Here is an 18247-nt window from a genome sequence, read left to right as displayed (position 1 = left end):
CTAAAAACTTTTCCCCAGCAGATCCAGAATCCGGGACAGCGGACGCGGACAGCGGAGGCGGCGGGAGCGGCGCTCCCCCCGTTCGTGGATCTCGGCGTATTTCACCAGGCCCACCGCGGTGGCGTTTTCGGGGGCGTCGGCGATCTCCTCCAGCCCGTCCAGTCCCCAGGGAGTCCCCAGCCGGGCGGGAATGCCGAAGACCCCCCGGGCCGCTTCCTCGATGCCACGCAGTCGGGCGCCGCCGCCGGTGAGAACGATCCCGGAACCGGCCAGGCGCAGCACCTCCTCGGATTCGAGCTGGTCGCGGATGATCTTCAGGGTCTCCTCCATCCTCATGCTGGTGATCTTATGCAGCTTAAGCCTCGAAACCTTGGCCTCCTCCCGGCCGGGACCGGAAGGGACCGGGCAGGTTTTGTCTTCCTCGGGCCCGGGGAGGGCGGCCGAAGCGTGGCGGACCTTGACCGCCTCGGCCTGGGAAAGCAACAGGTGGAGACCGACCGAAATATCGTTGCTGAGGTGGTCTCCTCCCACGGCCAGCGCTCCGGAATAACCCGGGAGGTTGTCGTTGAAAACGATGTAATCGCTGGTTCCCCCGCCGATGTCGATCAGGAGCACGCCGGAGCGCATCTCCTCCTCGTGGAGCACCGCCAGGCTTGCGGCCAGCGGCTGCAGGGCGAACCCTCTGATGGAGACCCCCGCCCCCTTGACGCAGCGCTGCAGATCCTGGAGGGCCCGGGCCCCGGCGGTGATGATGTGCACCCGGAGGCCCAGGCGCTGCGCCGTCATATTCAGGGGATCGTGAACGCCTCCTCTCCCGTCCACCTGGTAATCCTGGGGGATGACATGGAGAACGACGGAGGAATCCGGGATCTGGAAATTCCGCGCGGCGTTGAGGGCACGTTCCGCATCCTGCCGGGTCACGCCCGAGGCCGGGTGGCGCACCGGGATGGTCGCCCGGTTGTTGTAGCTGTTGATGTGCCCCCCGGAGATCCCCACGTAGGCTTCGCTGATATCCACCCCGCTGATGATTCCCGCCTGGGAAACCGCCTCGGTGACGGCTTCCACGGTCTTGTCGATATTGATGACCTCGCCCTTGCGCAACCCCTCGCACTTGACCAGACCGCTGCCCAGGACCCGGGGAGGCGCCGGGGGGCGGTTGAGTTCCGCCACCACCACGCACACCTTGGTGGTCCCGACATCGAGTCCGACGACGATCTGCTGTTCCTGCTCCATGGCCGTGCTTCCCCCGCGCTCAATCCAGGAGCTTCACCGGGACCCGGGAGGACCGCAGGTCGATGGAGAGGGCTTTTTTCCTCACCGCATCCTCGAGCCGCTCCAGAACCTGCAGCAACCGGTCCAGCTGCAGGCCGTATTCTTCCCGTTTCAGGGTGATTTCGGTGTCGTCGGCGGTGACCAGGGTGATTTTGCGGGGATCGTTCATGTTGATTTCACGGACCCGGACCCGGCCCTCCAGCCCCCGGGTGTCCATGGCCCCCAGCAGGGCGGTCAGCTCCCGCTTCTGTTCGGGGGGGCCGACCTCGTCGTCATGTACCTCCAACCCGTAGACGGTGGGCAGGTTCTCCCAGGTTTTGACCTTGCGTCCGTGGAGAACCACGGCATCGGCGTCGACGGTATAGAAGCGTCCGTATTTGACCCGGGCCCGGGCTTCGCGCTCGAAGATGCGGACATAGACGGTCTCCGGATAGACCCGCTGGATGACGGCGTCGCGGATGTTGTCCTGGCTCAGAAGCCGCTCCCGGGCGGCGGCGAGGGGAGCCAGAAAAATATTTTCTCCGGGGGCGAGCCCGCTGAGCCCGATCACTTCTTCGGGACTGAAGTCGTGGTTGTTGAGAACCCGGACGGAGGCGACCTCGAAAAAGGAGGCCGAAAGCAGAAACCAGACCAAGGCGCCCGCGCCGGCGAGAACGGCGGCGAGGCCGGCGAGCCGGAGCCGGAGCCGGCGGCGCGCGGCCGGGTCGCGGGGACCCGGGTCGCGGGCCTCGACCTTGCGGTTACGGCGCCGACCCAGGCGCGGAGTTTTTATTTTCCTGTTCGCCATCAGTTCCTCCCCCGGATTCGGGCCAGCCGCAACAGTTCCAGGCACAGTTCCTCGAACGAGATTCCCACGGCGGCGCAGGCGCGCGGGTAGAGGCTGTTCTCGGTGAAACCGGGGATGGTGTTCACTTCGAGCAGCACCGGGTCCCCCCCCGGTCTGACCAGCATATCCACCCGAGAGTAGGCATAACAGCCCAGGGCCGCGTGCGCGGACAGGGCGACCCGGGCAGCCCGCTCGGCGACGGAAGTCTCCAGCCGGGCCGGCACCAGGAATTCGGAAACGCCCGGAGTGTACTTGGCTTCGAAATCGAAGAAGGGGTGGGACGGGATTATCTCGACCGCCGGCAACGCCCGGTCCCCGAGTATCCCCACCGTGATCTCCTTGCCCGCGATCAGCGGCTCCACCAGAACGGTCCGGTCGTAGGCCGAGGCCGTCCGACAGGCCGCTTCCAGTTCCTCCCGGTCGCGGGCCATCCCCAGGCCGATGCTCGAACCTTCCCGGGAAGGTTTGACCACGACCGGAAAAGGGAACGGGAGGCGCGCCGGGGCGGAGCCGTTGCGGACCAGCACCGTTTCCGGGACCGGGAGACCGCAACCGCGGAAAACGGCCCGCGAAGCGGCTTTATCCAGGGCCAGGCGGCTGGCCTCCACGCCCGAGCCCGTATAGGGAACCCCCATCTTTTCGAGGAGGGCCTGGACCTGGCCGTCCTCTCCGAACCGCCCGTGCAGAACCACGAAAGCGGCGTCGAGGGCTTCCCGGGCCAGCCCTTCCCGAACCTCTTCCTCGATCCCGATCTCCACCACCTCCACCCCGCGCGACCGGAGGGCCCGGCTGACCGCTTTGCCCGACTTGATCGATATCTCCCGTTCGGAGGAGGGCCCTCCCAGCAGAACCCCGACCCTGCCCGGTTGACATTCCCGTTCCAGAACCATGCCGACTCGACTGGTGAGGCGTTAAACCGTAAAAGGTTAGTATACCCTCTCCCCGCTGCGCCTTGTAATCCCTTTTTCCGGTAGCCGGAGCCGGAGCCGATAGTGTTTGCCCGGAAAAGCCCCGGGGAGGCATAATCTTCGACCGATCGTTATGGAAGGCCGCGCGAAAACATGAAGGGGCTGATCCCCCTTTTCCTACTGGCCGCCGCCGCTTCCGGCCGGGCGCGGCCGGGGACGCCGACGGACCGGGAAATCCTTTTCGGGATCTACGTCGATACGATCCGGAACCGCGATACCCATGGCGGAACCGTCGCCGCACGGCGCTGGTTTCTCCCGGAGAACCCCGACGACGGCTTCGGCGTTCTCCACCCCCGCCCTCTTCATTGGGGGGTCGAGGGCCGGGCCGGATTCCTCGTCGATCCCGAACCGAGGGGAGAAGGAGCGATCCTCCTCAACCTCGGGTACGACCTTCCCCTCCTGCGGCGGCTGGGGCTGGAGTTCTTCGCGGGCTGCGGGGCCTCGTATTCCGGGGTCCGCTACTCCCGGACCACCTACTGGAACATCGTCACCCGGGCCGGGGCCGCCCTCCGTTTCGACGACTTTCTCCTCCAGGGGGCTTACGAGCACCGCAGCAACGCCGGGCTGGGGCCCTACAACCGGGGCGTCGACCTGATCACCGCCGCGGTCGGGGTCCGCTTCTGAGCGCGGTGACGGGATGAGCGAGCCCGACCTCAATCCTTTTCTCGACGGGTTCACGGGCGGCCTGCACTTCATCGGGGCGGGCGGCGCCGGGATGGTGGCGCTGGCCCGCGTGGCGGCGGGAAAAGGCCTGCGGGTGACCGGATCGGACCTTTTCTCCTCCCCGGGGTTGAGAGCGTTGCAGGCCCTCGGGGCCGAAATCCGAATCGGGCACGGCGAGGGTATCCCGGACGGCACGGGTGCGGCGGTCTACTCCGGGGCCGTTTCCCCGGACAACCCCGAGCTGCGCGCGGCCCGGGCGGCCGGGGTGCCCGTTCTACACCGTTCCCGGCTCCTGGCTGACCTCTTCGAGGCCAAGCGGGGCCTGGCCGTCGCCGGAAGCCACGGCAAGACCTCGACCGCGGCGATCCTGAGCCTGATCGCCCGCGCCGGCGGCGGCGACTCCGCCTTTGCCGTGGGGGGGACCCTGATCGGACCCGACGTCAACGGGCTCTGGGGCGAAGGGCCTTTCCTGGTGGCGGAAGCCGACGAAAGCGACGCCTCCTTCCTCGCCTACCGGCCGGAAGGGGTCGTGCTGACCGGGATCGAACTCGACCACGTCAACCGTTACCCCGACCTGGAAAACCTGCGCCGGGCCTTCGCCTCCTTTTTCCGCCGGATCCGACCCGGCGGTTTTCTCATCCACCCTCTCGGGGAGCCTTTGCCCCTCGACGGGCTGGAACCGGGAGTCCGGATCCGGTCCTTCGGTCTCGGGCCGGAGGCCGATTACCGGATCGTCGACGCCCGGCGACGGGACTGGTCGACGGATTTCGGCCTCGTCGCCGCGGGGCGGGGGCTTTCCGGCCTCTCTTCCCGGGTGATCGGGGTCATCGGGCTCCTCAACGCCGCGGCGGCGGCCGCTGCGGCTTTCGAGGCCGGCTTCGGGCCCGACGCGGTACGGGAAGGCCTGGCTTCCTACCGCGGCGTCCGGCGGCGGCTGGAGTTGAAAGTCCGCGCCGGCGGCATTACCGTGATCGAAGATTACGCCCACCACCCCACCGAGGTCGCCGGTGCGATCGGCGCCGTCCGGGAAGCGAGCGGAAAACGCCTGCTCGCCGTTTTCGAACCCCACCGCTATTCGCGGCTGCGGCGGTTCCACCGGGAACTGGCGGAGTCGTTGACCGGCGCGGACGAAATCGTCGTCGCCGACCTCTACCCCGCCTTCGAAACCCCGCTGCCCGGAATCGACGCCGGCCTGCTGGTCCGGGATCTGGCGGAGTTGGGGCGCGACGCCGCCGGCCCGGTCCCGGTGGAAGAGCTGCCCGAGTTGGTGGCGGAACGCCTGGAACCGGGAGACACCGTCCTGCTCATGGGTGCCGGTGCCGTTTCGACGGCGGCGGAGAGGCTGGCGGCCCTGGTCCGCTCCCGGGGCCCCTCCCCTCTCAGTTCGAAAGCAGGGCAGTGACCGTGGTGGCGAAACCCAGGACCGCTCCCACCGCGTTGCAGACCACGATCGGCCAGTCCGTCCTGGCCTTGAAGAGAGCGTAGCAGACCCAGGCGATCCCGTTGACGGTGGTGGCCACGGGCAGGATCACCGACCCCGGCCGTCCGCTGAGGTTGAGCCGGATCTGGTCGAGGTAGGAGGCGAACATGAGCATGGCCATCGCCGAAGCGAACCATCCTATCCGGTTGACCGTTCTTTCATCCATGGAGTTTACGCTCTCGGCGACGGCGCCGGATCAGGGCACCGTCAGGCTCTGGACGAGTTCCCCGCCGCGACAGCAGGTCGCCTGAACCTGGATGACGTCGCCGGACTTGAGCGAGGGGATGGTGTAGGCGACTTTCTGTTCGTCCCCGGACTGGGTCGCGAAAAACTGCCTGACCACTCCCTTCCCGTTGCGCTTGACCAGAATCTGGTCGATGTAATGGGAGCCGGGGTCGGAGACGGGGTGATCGACCGTCACCTCGAGAACCTTGCCCTTGACCGAGAGTTCGATGGAGCGGGGCGGGTTGGCCGAAACCGCGGCGGGAAGCGCCAGACCCAGAAGCGTCAGCAGAACCGCGCGATGGTTCATCGTTCCTCCTTTCGGGACCCTGAAATCCCGGGTTGAACAGCGTGAACCGGAGTTTAGCGTATCGGAGGCGGGGGTGGCAACCCGAGTTCGGGAGCGGCAGCCGCTTCAGTCCAGGCGGCGGGCGACCGCGGCCCTCAGCACGTTCATGATCGAGGCCACGGCCCCGGAAGGTAGGGCCTGCTGCGCCGAGGCCGACATCCGGGCCCGGGCGGAGGGGGAAGCGGCCAGGTCCGCGACGGCGGCGGCGACCGTACCGGGCCCCTCCTCTTCCCGAATCGCCCGGGCGGCTCCCCGCTCCTGCATGTAGAGGGCGTTGGCGTACTGGTGATCGTCGGCGGCGGCGGGATAGGGGATATACACCGCCGGCACCCGGTTGGCCGCGAGTTCGGCCACGGTCGAGGCCCCGGCGCGGGTGATCGCCAGGTCGGCGATCGAATAAAGCCGGCCCATCTCCGCATAAAACGGGAAGACCCGGGCGCGGAACCCGGCTTCGCGGTAGCGCGATGCCAGCCCCTCCTCCATCCCTTTTCCGGCCAGGTGGACGAACTGAAGCCGGCACCCCCGCTGCCGCCATTCCGAAAGCGCGGCGGAGACGGCCAGGTTGATGCCCCGGGCGCCGTGGCTCCCTCCCATGACCAGCACCGTCGGGATCTCCGGGTCCAATCCCAGGCTTTGCCGGAACCCGGTCGGCGCCGGGCGCAGTGCCTTCTCCCAGACGGCCGGGCCGGTCACGAACTCGGGGACCGGAGAGGTCCAGCCGGGAGCCGGAGGAAGCGCTCGTATCAGGGCGGCGGCGCGGGAGGCCAACCAGCGGTTGGCCCGGCCGGCGACGGTGTTGGCCTCGTAGAGGACCAGGGGCAGCTCCAGACGGCGCCCGGCCAGGGCCGGGGCGATGGAAGGATATCCCCCCGTTCCCAGAACCAGGGCGGGCCGTTCCCGGGAAAGAACCCGGAGGGCCCGGCGGTATCCCCGCCAGTTGACGACGACCGAGCGGGCGGCGGCGGCCGGGCTCCGGGAAACGGGAGCGGTGGGGATCTCCTCGATCCGGACTCCCCTGAGCTGGCGCTCGAACGCGGGGGCGGAGCGCAGGCTGGTGAGGAAAATCATCTTCCCTCCCTCCGCCCTGATGGCGTCGGCGAGGGCCAGGGCCGGAGCCAGGTGGCCGCCCGTGCCCCCTCCCGCCACCGCGATTTTCAATCGAAGGTCTCCGCGGTTTCGCGGGGACGGCGGCGGTCGAACTGACGGAAATAGACGCAGGCCGGGTAGTGTTCGCCGCAGTACGAGGCCAGGGTGGGGATGCGCGTCGCTTTCAGCAGCCCGGCGATGAAGCAGGATTCCAGGTGCGGGCAGCGGGGTTCATTCATGGTCCGTTCCTCCTTTGGGGGTCGGCCGGTTTAAAAAGAGAGTGTCCGGAAGCCCGGCCGCGGCCGCGCAGGGCCGGTCGCGGTGGGCGGCGATATTGAGCAGGATCCCGATTCCGAAAAAGCTGCAGATCAGGTTCGAACCGCCGTAGCTGATGAAGGGGAGCGGCAGGCCCTTGGTGGGGAGCAGGCTGCTGGCCACGGCCATGTTGACCAGGGCCTGAAGCCCCAACATCAAGACGATCCCCAGGGCGAGCAGGCGCCCGTAGAGATCGGCGGCCTGGCGGGCGATGGCGAAGCCGGTGAAGATCAGCGCGGCGTAGAGAACGAGGACGGCGGCAGCGCCCAGAAAGCCCAATTCCTCTCCCAGGATGGAAAAGATGAAATCGGTGGTGGCGGCGGGCAGATAAAAGAGCTTCTGCCGGCTCTCGCCCAGCCCGACCCCGGTGACTCCTCCCGAACCCAGCGCGATCAACGACTGGATGATCTGAAAACCGGCCCCGCGCGAGTCCTGCCAGGGGTCGAGAAAAGCCACCAGCCGGCGGACGCGGTACGGTTTCGACCAGACCAGATAGGCGATCCCGGGAAGGGCCGGAAGCAGGGGCAGCAGCAGGTGGCGGATCCGGGCACCGGCCAGGAAGAGCATCGCCCAGCCGACCGCTCCCAGGGAGAGCGCGGTTCCGAGGTCGGGCTGCACCACCACCAGCGCGGCCAGGACCGTCACCACCGCCAGCGGCGGGAGGAAACCCCGGCGGAAGCCGGCGATCACTTCCTGCTTCCGGGCCAGGAAATCGGCCAGGTAGATGATCATCAGGTACTTGACCAGCTCCGCGGGTTGAAAGTTGAAACCGCCCAGCGAGAGCCAACGCCGGGCTCCCCCTCCCGACCGCCCCAGCCCCGGGAGAAAAAGCAGGAGCAGCAGTCCGGCTCCGCCCAAGAGCAGGGGGCGGCACCAGCGCCGCCAACGGTGGTAATCGACGCGGGCGCCGACCAGGCAGAATCCGATCCCGGCGGCAAGCCAGAAGAGCTGGCGCTTGAGGATGTGAAGGGAATCGCCGTAGACGTCCCGGGAAAACACCGCGCTGGCGCTGAAAACCATGAGCACTCCCACGGCGGCGAGGGAGCCGACCAGGACCGGGAGCAGCGCCGAGGGCCTGTCGAACGGTCTTCTCAACTGCCTCCGGGGATGGTCAGCTCCTGGCCGACCGAGATCCGGCCGGGATCGGTGATGCCGTTGGCCGCCTGCAGTTCCGCCAGGGAGACCCCGAACCGGCGGCTGATTCCCCAGAGCGTATCGCCCTTGCCCACCACGTAGCTGCGCTTTTCCGGCGCGGGGGCGGGCGCGGGCGCGGACACCACCGCCGGGGCGGGCGCCTCCGCCGGGCGCGGCCGGGCGACGGCCGGAGCCGGCTCCTCCTCGATGATGATCCCTTCCTCGATCAGGTCCTCCCTGGTCTCGGGAGCGGGCAGCGGCGTCGGGGCCGGGACGGCTTCCTCTCTCCCCTTGACCGGGGCCTGGCATCCGCAGATGAAGTGCCACAGCAGCACCGAAAGCAGCGTACCGACGCAGACGTATGAGACCACCCTGAGCTTCTTCATGTTACCTCCTCCCCCCGGGGGGGGCGCGTTGGAGCCGACAGCGTTTCCTCGACCAGGCATCGGAACCGGTCGCCGCGCTCGCGGTAGTTCTTGAACATATCGAAACTGGCGCACCCAGGCGCCAGGACCACCCGATCCCCGGGACCGGCCGCGCGGCGCGCCTCGACCACGGCTTCCTCCAGGGAGGCGCACCGGCGCCAGGGGGCTTCCGCGCCCAGTTCTTCCGCCAGCTGCAAAGCGGCCTCCCCCAGGTAGAGGGCGAGCCGCACCCGGTCGCGGACGAGGGGTCGCAGGGGAGCGAAATCCGCGGCCTTTCCCCTCCCCCCGGCTATCCAGACGACGCCGGAGGGAAAAGCGGCCAGCGACGCCGCCACGGCATGGGGATTGGTCGCCTTGGAATCGTTCCACCAACTGACGCCGTCGGCTTCCCCCACCAGTTCCAGCCGGTGGGGAAGCCCGGCGAACGCGACCGCAGCATCCCGGAACGTTCCGGGACCGACGCCGGCGGCCAGGGAGACCGCCGCCGCCGCCATCACGTTCTCCAGGTTGTGCCCCCCTCGCAGCCGGAGCGCGCCGGGCGCGACCAACGTCGTCGGCTCGCCCCCGAGGAAACTGACGATCTCCCCTTTCTCGATCCGGATATCGGCGCTCCCTTCCCCGAAGGAAACCGCCCGAACTCCCGGACGGAGCCGCGGGGCGACGTCTTTCCTCAGGCTCTCCGGGAAGACGGCTACGTCCCCGGCCCGCTGGAGCGAGAACAGTCCAAGCTTGGCCTCGGCGTAGGCGGCAAAACCGCCGTGCCGGTCGAGATGATCGGGGGCGAGGTTGAGCAGAACCGCCCGCCGGGGCCGGAACGTCGTCAGGCGCTCGATCTGGAACGAACTCAGCTCCACGACCGCCTCTTCGAGACCGCCGGGGTCCGCGGCGATGCGGCTGAGAGGAACGCCGTTGTTTCCGGCGGCTACGACCCGGCGCCCCGCGCGGCGGAATACGGCTTCCAAGAGTGCGGTGGTGGTGGTCTTGCCGTTGGTCCCGGTCACGGCGGTGAAGGGAACGTCGAGGAAACGCGAGGCCAGCTCCACTTCCCCCAGCACCGGGATCCCCGCGGCCGCCGCCCGCCGAAGAAGAGGATGGGAGGGGGGGACGCCCGGGCTGGCGACCGTCAGATCGAACTTCCCCGAAAGCGGAAATCGGTCAGGCGGCGCGAGTTCGATTCCCCGCGAGCAAAGCTCCCGGACCGCCTTCGAGCTCAACAGGGCGGGGTCGTCGTCGAACCCCGTCACCGTCCAGCCCCGGGAAGCCAGCAGCAGGGCGGCGGCGGTGCCGGCCGCTCCCAGCCCCATTACCGCGGCCGCTCGGTTTTTCCCCTCCATCCCGTTCACTGCAGTTTCAGCGCCCCCACGGCCAGAAGCGCGAAGATGATGGCGCAGATCCAGAACCTGACCGTTATCTTGTTTTCCGCCCAGCCGGATTTTTCGAAATGGTGGTGGAGGGGAGCGCAGCGCAGGATCCGCCGGCCCTCTCCCCACCGCCGCCGCGAATACTTGAAGTAGGATTTCTGAAGCAGAACCGAGAGCGCCTCGATCACGAAGACTCCACCGATCAGGAGGAGAAACAGCTCCTTCTTGAGCAGGACCGCCACCGTCCCGATGGCCGCGCCGCAGGCCAGGGACCCGGTGTCGCCCATAAAGACCTGGGCCGGGTAGGCGTTGAACCAGAGGAACCCGAGGCTGGCCCCTATCAAAGCGGCGCAGAAGACGGTAAGTTCCCCCGCGGAGGGGATGTAGAGGATGTTGAGGTAGTCGGCGATTTCCCGGTGGCCGGTGAGGTAGGCCATGACGGCGCTGGCGAAGGCCGCGATCCCGATGCACCCGATGGCCAGACCGTCGAGCCCGTCGGTAAGGTTGACCGCGTTGCTCGATCCCGCGATCACCATGATGGTGAAGAGTATCCAGACCAGCCCCATGCTGAGAACGACCGGGTGCTTGTAGAAGGGTATCCGCAGCTGCTCCGCCCAGTCCCGCGTCTCCGGATCGGAATAGAGGAAAAAGCAGATGGCCAGGGCCAGGAGCACCTGGCCGCCCAGCTTGATCCGCCCCGACATCCCCCGGCCCTTCCCTCGTCCCCGCAGTTTCATCCAGTCGTCGGCGAACCCGACCGCTCCCATCCAGGCCGCGGCGCCGAAGGCCATCCAGGTGAAGGGATTGTCCCAGCGTTCCCAGAGCAGGGTGGGAATCAGAAGCGCCAGGAGGATGATGATGCCGCCCATGGTCGGGGTCCCCGCCTTGTGCCGGTGGCGGTCGGCGAGGTCCCGGTAATCGTCCCCGCTGCGGATCTTTTCGCCGAACTTCCGCGACTCCAGCCAGCGGATGAGGCCGGGGCCGAAGATCAGGGAGATGACGAACGCGGTGACCGCGGCGAAGGTGGCCCGGAAGGTGATGTACCGGAAGACGTTGAACCCGATCCAATAGTGGGACAGGGGAACGAGAAGATGGTAGAACATGCGCTTATCCTCCCGGGGAACCTTCGGCGTTTTTTCGGATTTCCTCGATGGCGCGTTCCATGCCCGCCCGGCGCGACCCCTTGAAGAGGAGACTGTCTCCTTCCCGGACGTAGCCGGCGAGAACGGCCCCGGCCTCAACCGGATCGGGGAACCGCATGACTTCCGCGGCCCCGGCTGCGGCGGCCGCATCGGCCGCCGCCGCGGACTCCGGTCCCACGAAAACCAGGGCGTCGAGACCGGCCCCGGCGGCGGCTTCGCCCCAGAGCCTGTGTTCGCGAACGGTGTGCTCTCCCAGTTCCGCCATGTCGCCGCTGACCAGTATCCGGCGCCCCGAGCGCGGAAGGAGCAGCCAGGCGGCCAGGGCCGCCCGCATCGAATCGGGGTTGGCGTTGTAGGCGTCGTTGATCAGCTCGACGCCCCGGCAGGACACGCGCTGAAACCTCATCGCGGGCAGACGCAGACCCGGGGTGGCTTCCAGCGCCGACTCCCATGGGACCCCGGCAGTAAGGGCCGCCGCCAGGGCACCCAGATAGTTGTAGAGGTTGTGGCGGCCGGGGAACGGCAGCTCCACCACCGCGGCGCGGTCGCGCCAGGTCAGGGCGGCCCGGGCGCTCTCGCCGGTCTGCTCCCACCCGCGGACCCGTAGGTCGGCTTCGGGGGCGGCCCCGAACCCCACCGCTTCTCCCCGGAACCGCTCCAGGAGGGCCCAGGCCCGGTGATCGTCCCGGTTGACGACCGCGGCCCTCCGTCCCTCCAGGGCCGGGAGCAGTTCGCCTTTGGCCGCGGCCACGGCCTCCATGCTCCCCAGCATTCCCAGATGAGCGGCTCCGATATTGGTAATCACGCCGATTTCGGGAAGAGAGATCGCGGCCAAGGCGGCGATCTCTCCGGAGCGGTTCATCCCCAGTTCGAAGACCGCGGCCCGGTCGCCGCCCTCGACGGCGAGGACGCTGAGGGAAACGCCGATCAGGTTGTTGTAGCTGGCCGGAGCCACCGCCGTGGGCATCACGCTCCCTAACAGCGAGCCGAGCAGGGTCTTGGTCGTCGTCTTCCCGTTGGACCCCGTCACGGCGCAAGCGGTGATTTCCAGCGTCTTCCGATACCCCCGGGCCAGGGCTCCCAGGGCCCGTGCGGTCCCGTCCGCGCGCAACAGGGGGAGATCGAGACCGGGAGGCGCCGGGAAATCCGTCTCGACCATGGCCGCCGACGCTCCGGCCGCCGCGGCCGCGGCCACGAACTCGTGGCCGTCGAAGCGCGGCCCGCGCAAGGCGACGAAAAGGCATTCGGGGACGGCCCGGCGGCTGTCGACGGTCACCGAATTGAAGGCGGTCCCGGGGTCGCCTTCCAGGTCCCCCCCGCACCAGGCCAGGGCGTCGAAGAGACGCAGCGGCCTCATTGCCTCTCCTCCAGCGCGCCCAGTACCTCCAGGCGGTCGCTGAACGGAACTACCCGGTCCGCGAAGATCTGGCGCTCCTCGTGTCCTTTCCCCGCCACCAGGACCGTGTCCCCGGGACGAGCGGCGGCCAGGGCCGTCCGGATCGCCCGGCGGCGGTCGGGTTCGATCTCCGCCCGCGCGCCGGCCGATCCGAACCCGGCGGCGATCTCGGCGATGATCGCTTCCGGGTTTTCCGAACGCGGATTGTCCGAAGTGACGATGCTGAGGTCGGCGCCGGCAGCGGCGATGGCCCCCATCCGCGGGCGCTTGCTCCGGTCGCGGTCCCCCCCGCAGCCGAAGACCAGGATCACCCGGGATCCGGGGGAAGTCTCCCGGAGCGCAGCCAGGACGTTCCCCAGGGCGTCGGGGGAATGCGCGTAGTCGACGATGACCCGGAAAGGCTTTTCGGCCACCGTTTCCAGGCGCCCGGGGACGCCGGGGGCGCTTTGCAGGATCCCGGCGGCACGCTCCGGGGAGACGCCGAACGCGGAGGCGGCGGCGGCCGCGGCCAGGGCGTTGAGCACGTTGAACCTGCCCACCAGGGGTATGCGCAGGCGCTCTTCTCCTCCGGGCCAGGCCAGGGTAAAGCGGCTGGAAGAAGCCTCGAGAACGATATCTCGGGCCCGGAAATCGGCATCCTCCTCCGGGCCGAAGGTCAGAACGCGCCCGGGAAACACATCCCGGATCCGGCCGCTCAACGGGTCGGAACGGCTGAGGACGGCCGTTCCCCGCGGGGAGAGGTGCTCCGAAAAGAGTCGGATCTTGGCCCGACCGTATTCCTCCATGTCCCGGTGGTAGTCGAGATGCTCGGGGGTGAGGTTGGTGAAGACGGCGGTTTCGAAAACCAGCCCGTCGAGACGGTGCTGGGAGAGAGCGTGGGAGGAGACTTCCATAACCGCGGCCGGAAGCGCGGCCTTGACCATTGAGGCCAGAAGTTCCTGAAGCAGCGGGGGTGCGGGCGTGGTCAGTTCCGAGGGGAGGTTCCTCTCCCCGATCTGGTATCGGACGGTGCCCAGGAGCCCCGCCGGCACCCCCCCCCGTTCCAGGAGATACCGGAGCAGAAAAGCCACGGTGGTCTTGCCGTTGGTCCCCGTGATCCCCGCCAGGCGCAGGCGCCGGGAGGGGTGTCCGAAGAACTCCTCGGCGAGGAGGGGAAGCGCCCGGACGGTATCGGGGGTCCGGAGCTGGCAGACGGCGGGCGGCAGCCCCACCGCAAACTCCCGCGCCGCCACCGCCGCCGCGCCGTGCTCGACGGCTTCGTGCAGATAATCGGCGCCGTCGGCTCTGGTCCCCGGAAGGGCGACGAAGAGGTCTCCCGGCGCGGTCCGGGAGGAGTGAATGCTCAGGCCGCCGATGCGGATCCGGCCGTCGCCCTTGAGCGCGGAACCGGGGACGGCGGCGGCCAGGTCCTGCATTCTCACGCGGTTTCCTCCGAGGGGGGCAGCTGGAGGTAGCGGATGATCCGTTCCCCGATCCGTTTGAAGGCGGGCGCCGCCACCGTTCCCCCGTAATAGGCCCCCTGCGGTTCGTCGAGCATGACCAGAATAGCGATGTAGGAGTCGCCCGCCGGGAACATTCCCATGAAGAGCGACCGGTAGAGGCGGTGTGAGTAGGTTCCGTCCGGCCCCGGTTTCTGGGCGGTCCCGGTCTTCCCCGCCACCCGGTAGCCGGGAATCCGGGCCCGGGAGCCGGTGCCGTCTTCCTCGACCACCGTGGTCAGGATTTCGAGCATCTCGGCGGCGGTGGCGGCGGCGACCGCTCGGCCCAGGTTCGAGACCGGGTAGGACCGGAGCGCAGCGCCGTCCGCGGTCTCGATCCGTTTCACCAGCCGGGGTGCGGGGACGATCCCGTCGTTCCCGAAGGCGGCGAAGGCGATCAGCAGGCCCAGCGGCGTGAGGGAGACTTCGTGCCCCATGGTGATGCTGCGCAGCGAGATCTTGCTCCAGCGGCCGACCGGCCGGAGGATTCCCGCCGACTCCCCCGGGAGCTGGATCCCGGTCTTTTCCCCGACCAGGAAACGTTTCAAGGTCCGGTAGAGGTCGTCCTCTCCCAGGAGCATTCCCACTTTGGCCATCCCGATGTTGCTGGAGTGACGGATGATCTCGGCGAAGGTGAGCGTGCCCAGGGGGTGGCTGTCGTGGAGAACCACTCCCCCGATCCGGAAAGAGCCGTTCTCGCAGTAGAAACTGGTTTCGGGGGTGACCACTCCGGCTTCCAGGGCCGCCGCCCCCGCGAATACCTTGAAGGTGGAGCCGGGTTCGATCGGGTCGGTGATCGCACGGTTGCGGCGCACGCCCGCCGCCGGGCGGGGGAAACGGTTGGGGTCGAAATCGGGAAGATTGGCCAGAGCCAGCACGTCTCCCGTCCTGCAGTCCATGACCAGGGCGGTACCCCAGGCGGCTTCGTGTTCGGCGACGGCCTGGCGCAGTTCGTCCTCGGCGATATCCTGGATGACCTCGTCGACGGTCAGGACCAGCGAACATCCGTCCACGGGGGGGATGTCTTCGATCCGGAACCAGACCGCCTCCCGGAGCATGCGGTCCCGTTCGGTCAGGCGCCATCCGTCCCGGCCCCGGAGCTGCCGGTCGAACATCGCCTCCAGGCCCTCGATGCCGTTGCCGTCCACGTCCGTCAGCCCCAGGACGTTGGAGAGCATGGTTCCCTTGGGATACACGCGTTTCTTCTCCACCCGGAAGCCCAGCCCCGGGAGGTTCAGGGCTTCGACCGCTTCCTTTTCTCCGGGGGAGAGGTGGCGCTTGATCCAGGTGAAGCTGCGGTCCGAATCGAGTCGGGCGCGGATGGTTTCGTAGTCGAGGTCGAGCGCCGGCGCCAGGAGAGCGGCCGCGGCCGCCGGGTCGTCGACTTCGAGGGGAACGGCGTAGAGCGAGGGGGAATCGACGCTGCAGGAGAGCACGCTCCCCCGGGAGTCGAGAATGTTGCCCCGGCGCGCCGGGATCTTTCCCAGGCGGCGGTGCTGGTCGACGGCATGGTGGATCCAGACTTCATGGCCCAGGCACTGAACGAAAAAGAGTCTCGCCAGAACGCCGGCCGCGAAGATCGACAGCATCGCGGCCAGAATGACGGTTCTCGCTCTGTGAACTCTTCCTACCAACGACCCGGACCCGCGTGGCTCCGGCCGTTCCCCCCTTCTCCCGGGTTCATGGAATCGCGCTGGCCAGCGACATGCCTCCCGCCCGCGCCGAAACGGCGCCGGAAGGTGATGGGGAACCGTCCAGCCGGACGATGTCCTCGGGGAAGGGAACGACCATGGTTATCTGTTGCTCCAGGAGCTTTCCCCGGATGACCGCGGGGGCCTCGAGGCGGGCCAGGGCGCTCTGCACTCCGGTGATCCGGCTCTCCAGTTCCGCCAGTTCCTGCTCGTGCGCCTTGATCTGGCGGCCGACATCGACCTTGCGGCCCTGGATCCAGAGGCTGCCCAACCCCAGAAGCAGCACGACCGCGATCAAAGCCCCCAGGTGCCGGGAAAAACCGTGCAGTGAAATTCCGGCGCGTTCGAACTGTATGACTGCTTCTCTCATGATCATTCCCCGGGTACGTTGTTCCCGTTATGTTTTCGCGCCGCCCTCAGCCTGGCGCTGCGAGCGCGCGGATTCTCTTTTTTTTCGTCCTCTGCGGCCCGGATCGGTTTGGGGGTCAGGATTTCGCCCCACCCCTCCCTCTTCCAGGTGCGGAAGGCCTGCTTGACCGCCCGGTCCTCCAGGGAGTGGAAGGAGATGACCGCGATCCTCCCTCCCGGCCGCAGGAGCGAGGGCGCCCGGGCCAGGAAAGCCTCCAGGTTTTCCAGCTCCCGGTTCACCCCGATCCGCAGGGCCTGAAACGTCCGGGTCGCGGGGTGGATTCTTCCCCTGCGCCCCAGGGCGCGGCTCACGATCCGGGCCAGGTCGGCGGTGCTCCGTATCGGTTCCCGCTGCCGCCGTTCGACGATGAAGCGGGCGATCCGGCGAGATCCGCGCTCTTCCCCCCAGCGGTAGATCAGGTCGGCCAGTTCTGCGGCTCCGAGCCTGTCGACCAGGTCGAAGGCGGTGGTGGCCTCGTCCCGATCCATCCGCATGTCCAGGGGGCCGTCCTCCCGGAAGCTGAAACCCCGTTCCGCCCGGTCCAGCTGGAGGCTGCTCGCCCCCAGGTCGAGAAGGATCCGGTCGAAGGGCTCGATCTCCCCGAGTTCGGCGAAGTTGCCTTTCTCCAGCCTCACCCGGCCCGAAAAACGCTCCAGGCGTTCCCGGGCTTCATCGAGGATCTCGCGATCGCGGTCCACCCCAAGCAGGAATCCGTCCGGCCCCAAGCTTTCAAGGATCGATTCGGCGTGCCCGCCGGCTCCCACGGTGCCGTCGAGCACCCGGTTCCCCGGTCCCGGCGCCAGGTACTCCAGCACCTCCCCGACCATCACCGGCCGGTGGGACCGGGCCGCATGGCTACTTTTTTCGGTCAACGGCCCGCGCCTTGGGCAGGCGGTACCGGACGGTGAAACCCCAGTCCGGCCGCATGCACTTGTTCAGGCACATCAACTCGATCAGATTTCTGGTTCTCGGCTTCATGGTCGTCCCCGGACTATTCGACAAGGTTTTCGGCAATCTCTTCATAGCGGCTCGCCGACTCTTCTTCGTAGGCCTTCCAGTTCTCTTCGCTCCAGATTTCGAAGCGGGAGGAGACTCCGATCACCACCACGTCCTTTCCCAGGCCGGCGTACTCGATCAGGTGTTCGGGGAGGTTGATGCGGCCCTGGCGATCGCAGATGGCTTCGGCAGTCCCCGCGAAGAAGAAGCGGTTGAAGGCCCGGGCATCCCGCTTCATCATGTCCATCTCCCCGATCCGGGACTGCCATTTCTCCCATTCGTCCTCGGGGAAGACGAAGAGGCATTTTTCCAGGCCCCGGGCCAGGAAAAACCGCTGGTTTTCCCGGGAACGGAACTTGGAGGGGATAAAGAGGCGCCCCTTGGAATCGACCGCATGTCTGTATTCGCCCAGGAACACCCGAGACCTCCAGATTCACCACTTTCCCCCACTTTTCCCCACCTGGTGCCATAATAGTATGCGAGCCCCCCACTGTCAAAAATTTTTTCTGTTTTTTATGAGGGACCGGCTTTTAACCGGAATCCGGCCGGCGCCGGGGCGGGAAACGGAGGAGCCTCGGGTTCAGAAAAGGGGACCGGAGGCCGCTCGGGGGGAAAAAAAGCCGGGGCCGCCGTTAAGCGGCCCCGGCCTGAAGCGGGGCGGGCGTAAGCCGAATTCTGTTCTCCCTTGCGGGAGGGCGGTCATCTATCTGGGCCTTCGGTTGCCCTCGGGCTCGGTGCGACCTACCCGGACCTCGAACGGCGCGGGCCGCGCCTCGGTCCTGCTTGGTCTTGCTCCGGGCGGGGTTTGCCGTGCCCCCTCGGTTGCCCTCGGGGCGGTGCGCTCTTACCGCACCGTTTCACCCTTGCCTGTGCTCCCGGAGGAGCCATCGGCGGTCTCGTCTCTGTGGCACTTTCCGTGGCCCGGGCGTCTCCCCCCGGGCCCCCCCGGTGTTCCCGGGGCGCCCTGCCCTGCGGAGTTCGGACTTTCCTCCCTCCCCCGCGGACGAGGGAGGGCGACCGCCACTCCGCCCCTG

The 18247-nt window shown here is 68.0% G+C and carries 19 protein-coding genes and 1 other RNA gene; 2 read left to right on the top strand and 18 right to left on the bottom strand.

The window, feature by feature from the left end:
- The 3 genes from ftsA to PLZ73_06630 are packed head-to-tail and all read right to left on the bottom strand — an operon-like array spanning position 1 to position 2988.
- Positions 1-1233: a cell division protein FtsA gene (gene ftsA / locus PLZ73_06640; GenBank protein ID HOO77549.1), complete on the bottom strand. Its 1233-nt coding sequence runs from the start codon at positions 1231-1233 to the stop codon at positions 1-3.
- Positions 1234-1252: 19 nt separating this feature from the next.
- The gene (locus PLZ73_06635; GenBank protein HOO77548.1) at positions 1253-2059 is read right to left on the bottom strand and encodes a cell division protein FtsQ/DivIB; all 807 of its coding nucleotides are present in this window, start codon (positions 2057-2059) and stop codon (positions 1253-1255) included.
- On the bottom strand, positions 2059-2988 hold the full coding sequence (locus PLZ73_06630; protein HOO77547.1) for a D-alanine--D-alanine ligase: 930 nt from the start codon (positions 2986-2988) through the stop codon (positions 2059-2061). Before PLZ73_06630 ends, PLZ73_06635 begins: the two co-directional genes overlap by 1 nt.
- A 171-nt stretch (positions 2989-3159) precedes the next feature.
- Here PLZ73_06630 and PLZ73_06625 point away from each other — a divergent pair, with 171 nt between their 5' ends.
- Together PLZ73_06625 and murC are read left to right on the top strand one after the other, a co-directional pair.
- Entirely contained in the window at positions 3160-3690 is a 531-nt protein-coding gene (locus PLZ73_06625; GenBank protein ID HOO77546.1) for an acyloxyacyl hydrolase, read from the top strand.
- Positions 3691-3703: 13 nt separating this feature from the next.
- Positions 3704-5131 (top strand): UDP-N-acetylmuramate--L-alanine ligase, encoded by a 1428-nt coding sequence (gene murC, locus PLZ73_06620; GenBank protein HOO77545.1) that lies wholly within the window; start codon positions 3704-3706, stop codon positions 5129-5131.
- Here murC and PLZ73_06615 read toward each other — a convergent pair.
- From PLZ73_06615 to rnpB, 15 genes are all read right to left on the bottom strand, one after another.
- The gene (locus PLZ73_06615; GenBank protein HOO77544.1) at positions 5109-5375 is read right to left on the bottom strand and encodes a SemiSWEET family transporter; all 267 of its coding nucleotides are present in this window, start codon (positions 5373-5375) and stop codon (positions 5109-5111) included. The genes murC and PLZ73_06615 overlap by 23 nt on opposite strands.
- Before the next feature lie 30 nt (positions 5376-5405).
- The gene (locus PLZ73_06610; GenBank protein HOO77543.1) at positions 5406-5741 is read right to left on the bottom strand and encodes a hypothetical protein; all 336 of its coding nucleotides are present in this window, start codon (positions 5739-5741) and stop codon (positions 5406-5408) included.
- A 105-nt stretch (positions 5742-5846) separates the two neighbouring features.
- A complete protein-coding gene (locus tag PLZ73_06605; protein ID HOO77542.1) occupies positions 5847-6938 on the bottom strand; it encodes a UDP-N-acetylglucosamine--N-acetylmuramyl-(pentapeptide) pyrophosphoryl-undecaprenol N-acetylglucosamine transferase in 1092 nt (363 codons plus the stop codon).
- Entirely contained in the window at positions 6935-7105 is a 171-nt protein-coding gene (locus tag PLZ73_06600; GenBank protein HOO77541.1) for a hypothetical protein, read from the bottom strand. Before PLZ73_06600 ends, PLZ73_06605 begins: the two co-directional genes overlap by 4 nt.
- Entirely contained in the window at positions 7098-8276 is a 1179-nt protein-coding gene (gene ftsW / locus PLZ73_06595) for a putative lipid II flippase FtsW (GenBank protein HOO77540.1), read from the bottom strand. Before ftsW ends, PLZ73_06600 begins: the two co-directional genes overlap by 8 nt.
- A complete protein-coding gene (locus PLZ73_06590; GenBank protein ID HOO77539.1) occupies positions 8273-8701 on the bottom strand; it encodes a LysM domain-containing protein in 429 nt (142 codons plus the stop codon). Before PLZ73_06590 ends, ftsW begins: the two co-directional genes overlap by 4 nt.
- Positions 8698-10074 carry a UDP-N-acetylmuramoyl-L-alanine--D-glutamate ligase gene (murD, locus tag PLZ73_06585; GenBank protein HOO77538.1) on the bottom strand — a complete coding sequence of 459 codons (1377 nt, stop codon included), beginning with the start codon at positions 10072-10074 and terminating at the stop codon, positions 8698-8700. Before murD ends, PLZ73_06590 begins: the two co-directional genes overlap by 4 nt.
- A gap of 5 nt (positions 10075-10079) precedes the next feature.
- Complete coding sequence (gene mraY / locus PLZ73_06580) at positions 10080-11204, bottom strand: phospho-N-acetylmuramoyl-pentapeptide-transferase (protein ID HOO77537.1); 1125 nt, start codon at positions 11202-11204, stop codon at positions 10080-10082.
- Positions 11205-11208: 4 nt separating this feature from the next.
- Positions 11209-12600, bottom strand: coding sequence for a UDP-N-acetylmuramoyl-tripeptide--D-alanyl-D-alanine ligase (gene murF / locus PLZ73_06575; GenBank protein HOO77536.1), 1392 nt, complete (start codon positions 12598-12600; stop codon positions 11209-11211).
- Positions 12597-14054, bottom strand: coding sequence for a UDP-N-acetylmuramoyl-L-alanyl-D-glutamate--2,6-diaminopimelate ligase (locus PLZ73_06570; protein ID HOO77535.1), 1458 nt, complete (start codon positions 14052-14054; stop codon positions 12597-12599). The genes murF and PLZ73_06570 overlap by 4 nt, the downstream gene beginning before the upstream one ends.
- A gap of 2 nt (positions 14055-14056) precedes the next feature.
- Positions 14057-15706 (bottom strand): penicillin-binding protein 2, encoded by a 1650-nt coding sequence (locus PLZ73_06565; GenBank protein ID HOO77534.1) that lies wholly within the window; start codon positions 15704-15706, stop codon positions 14057-14059.
- A 91-nt stretch (positions 15707-15797) separates the two neighbouring features.
- Positions 15798-16178, bottom strand: coding sequence for a hypothetical protein (locus tag PLZ73_06560; protein ID HOO77533.1), 381 nt, complete (start codon positions 16176-16178; stop codon positions 15798-15800).
- 2 nt (positions 16179-16180) lie between these two features.
- On the bottom strand, positions 16181-17089 hold the full coding sequence (gene rsmH / locus PLZ73_06555) for a 16S rRNA (cytosine(1402)-N(4))-methyltransferase RsmH (GenBank protein HOO77532.1): 909 nt from the start codon (positions 17087-17089) through the stop codon (positions 16181-16183).
- A gap of 119 nt (positions 17090-17208) precedes the next feature.
- Positions 17209-17631, bottom strand: coding sequence for a division/cell wall cluster transcriptional repressor MraZ (gene mraZ, locus PLZ73_06550; protein ID HOO77531.1), 423 nt, complete (start codon positions 17629-17631; stop codon positions 17209-17211).
- A gap of 231 nt (positions 17632-17862) precedes the next feature.
- Positions 17863-18246: RNase P RNA component class A (rnpB, locus tag PLZ73_06545), an RNA gene on the bottom strand.
- Between the last annotated feature and the right edge of the window lies 1 nt (position 18247).

The sequence above is a fragment of the bacterium genome, assembly GCA_035380285.1.
GTDB lineage: Bacteria > Auribacterota > Erginobacteria > Erginobacterales > DAOSXE01 > DAOSXE01.
The sequence above is the reverse complement of the archived record's forward strand: the minus strand, read 5'-3'. Positions and strand labels throughout refer to the sequence as shown.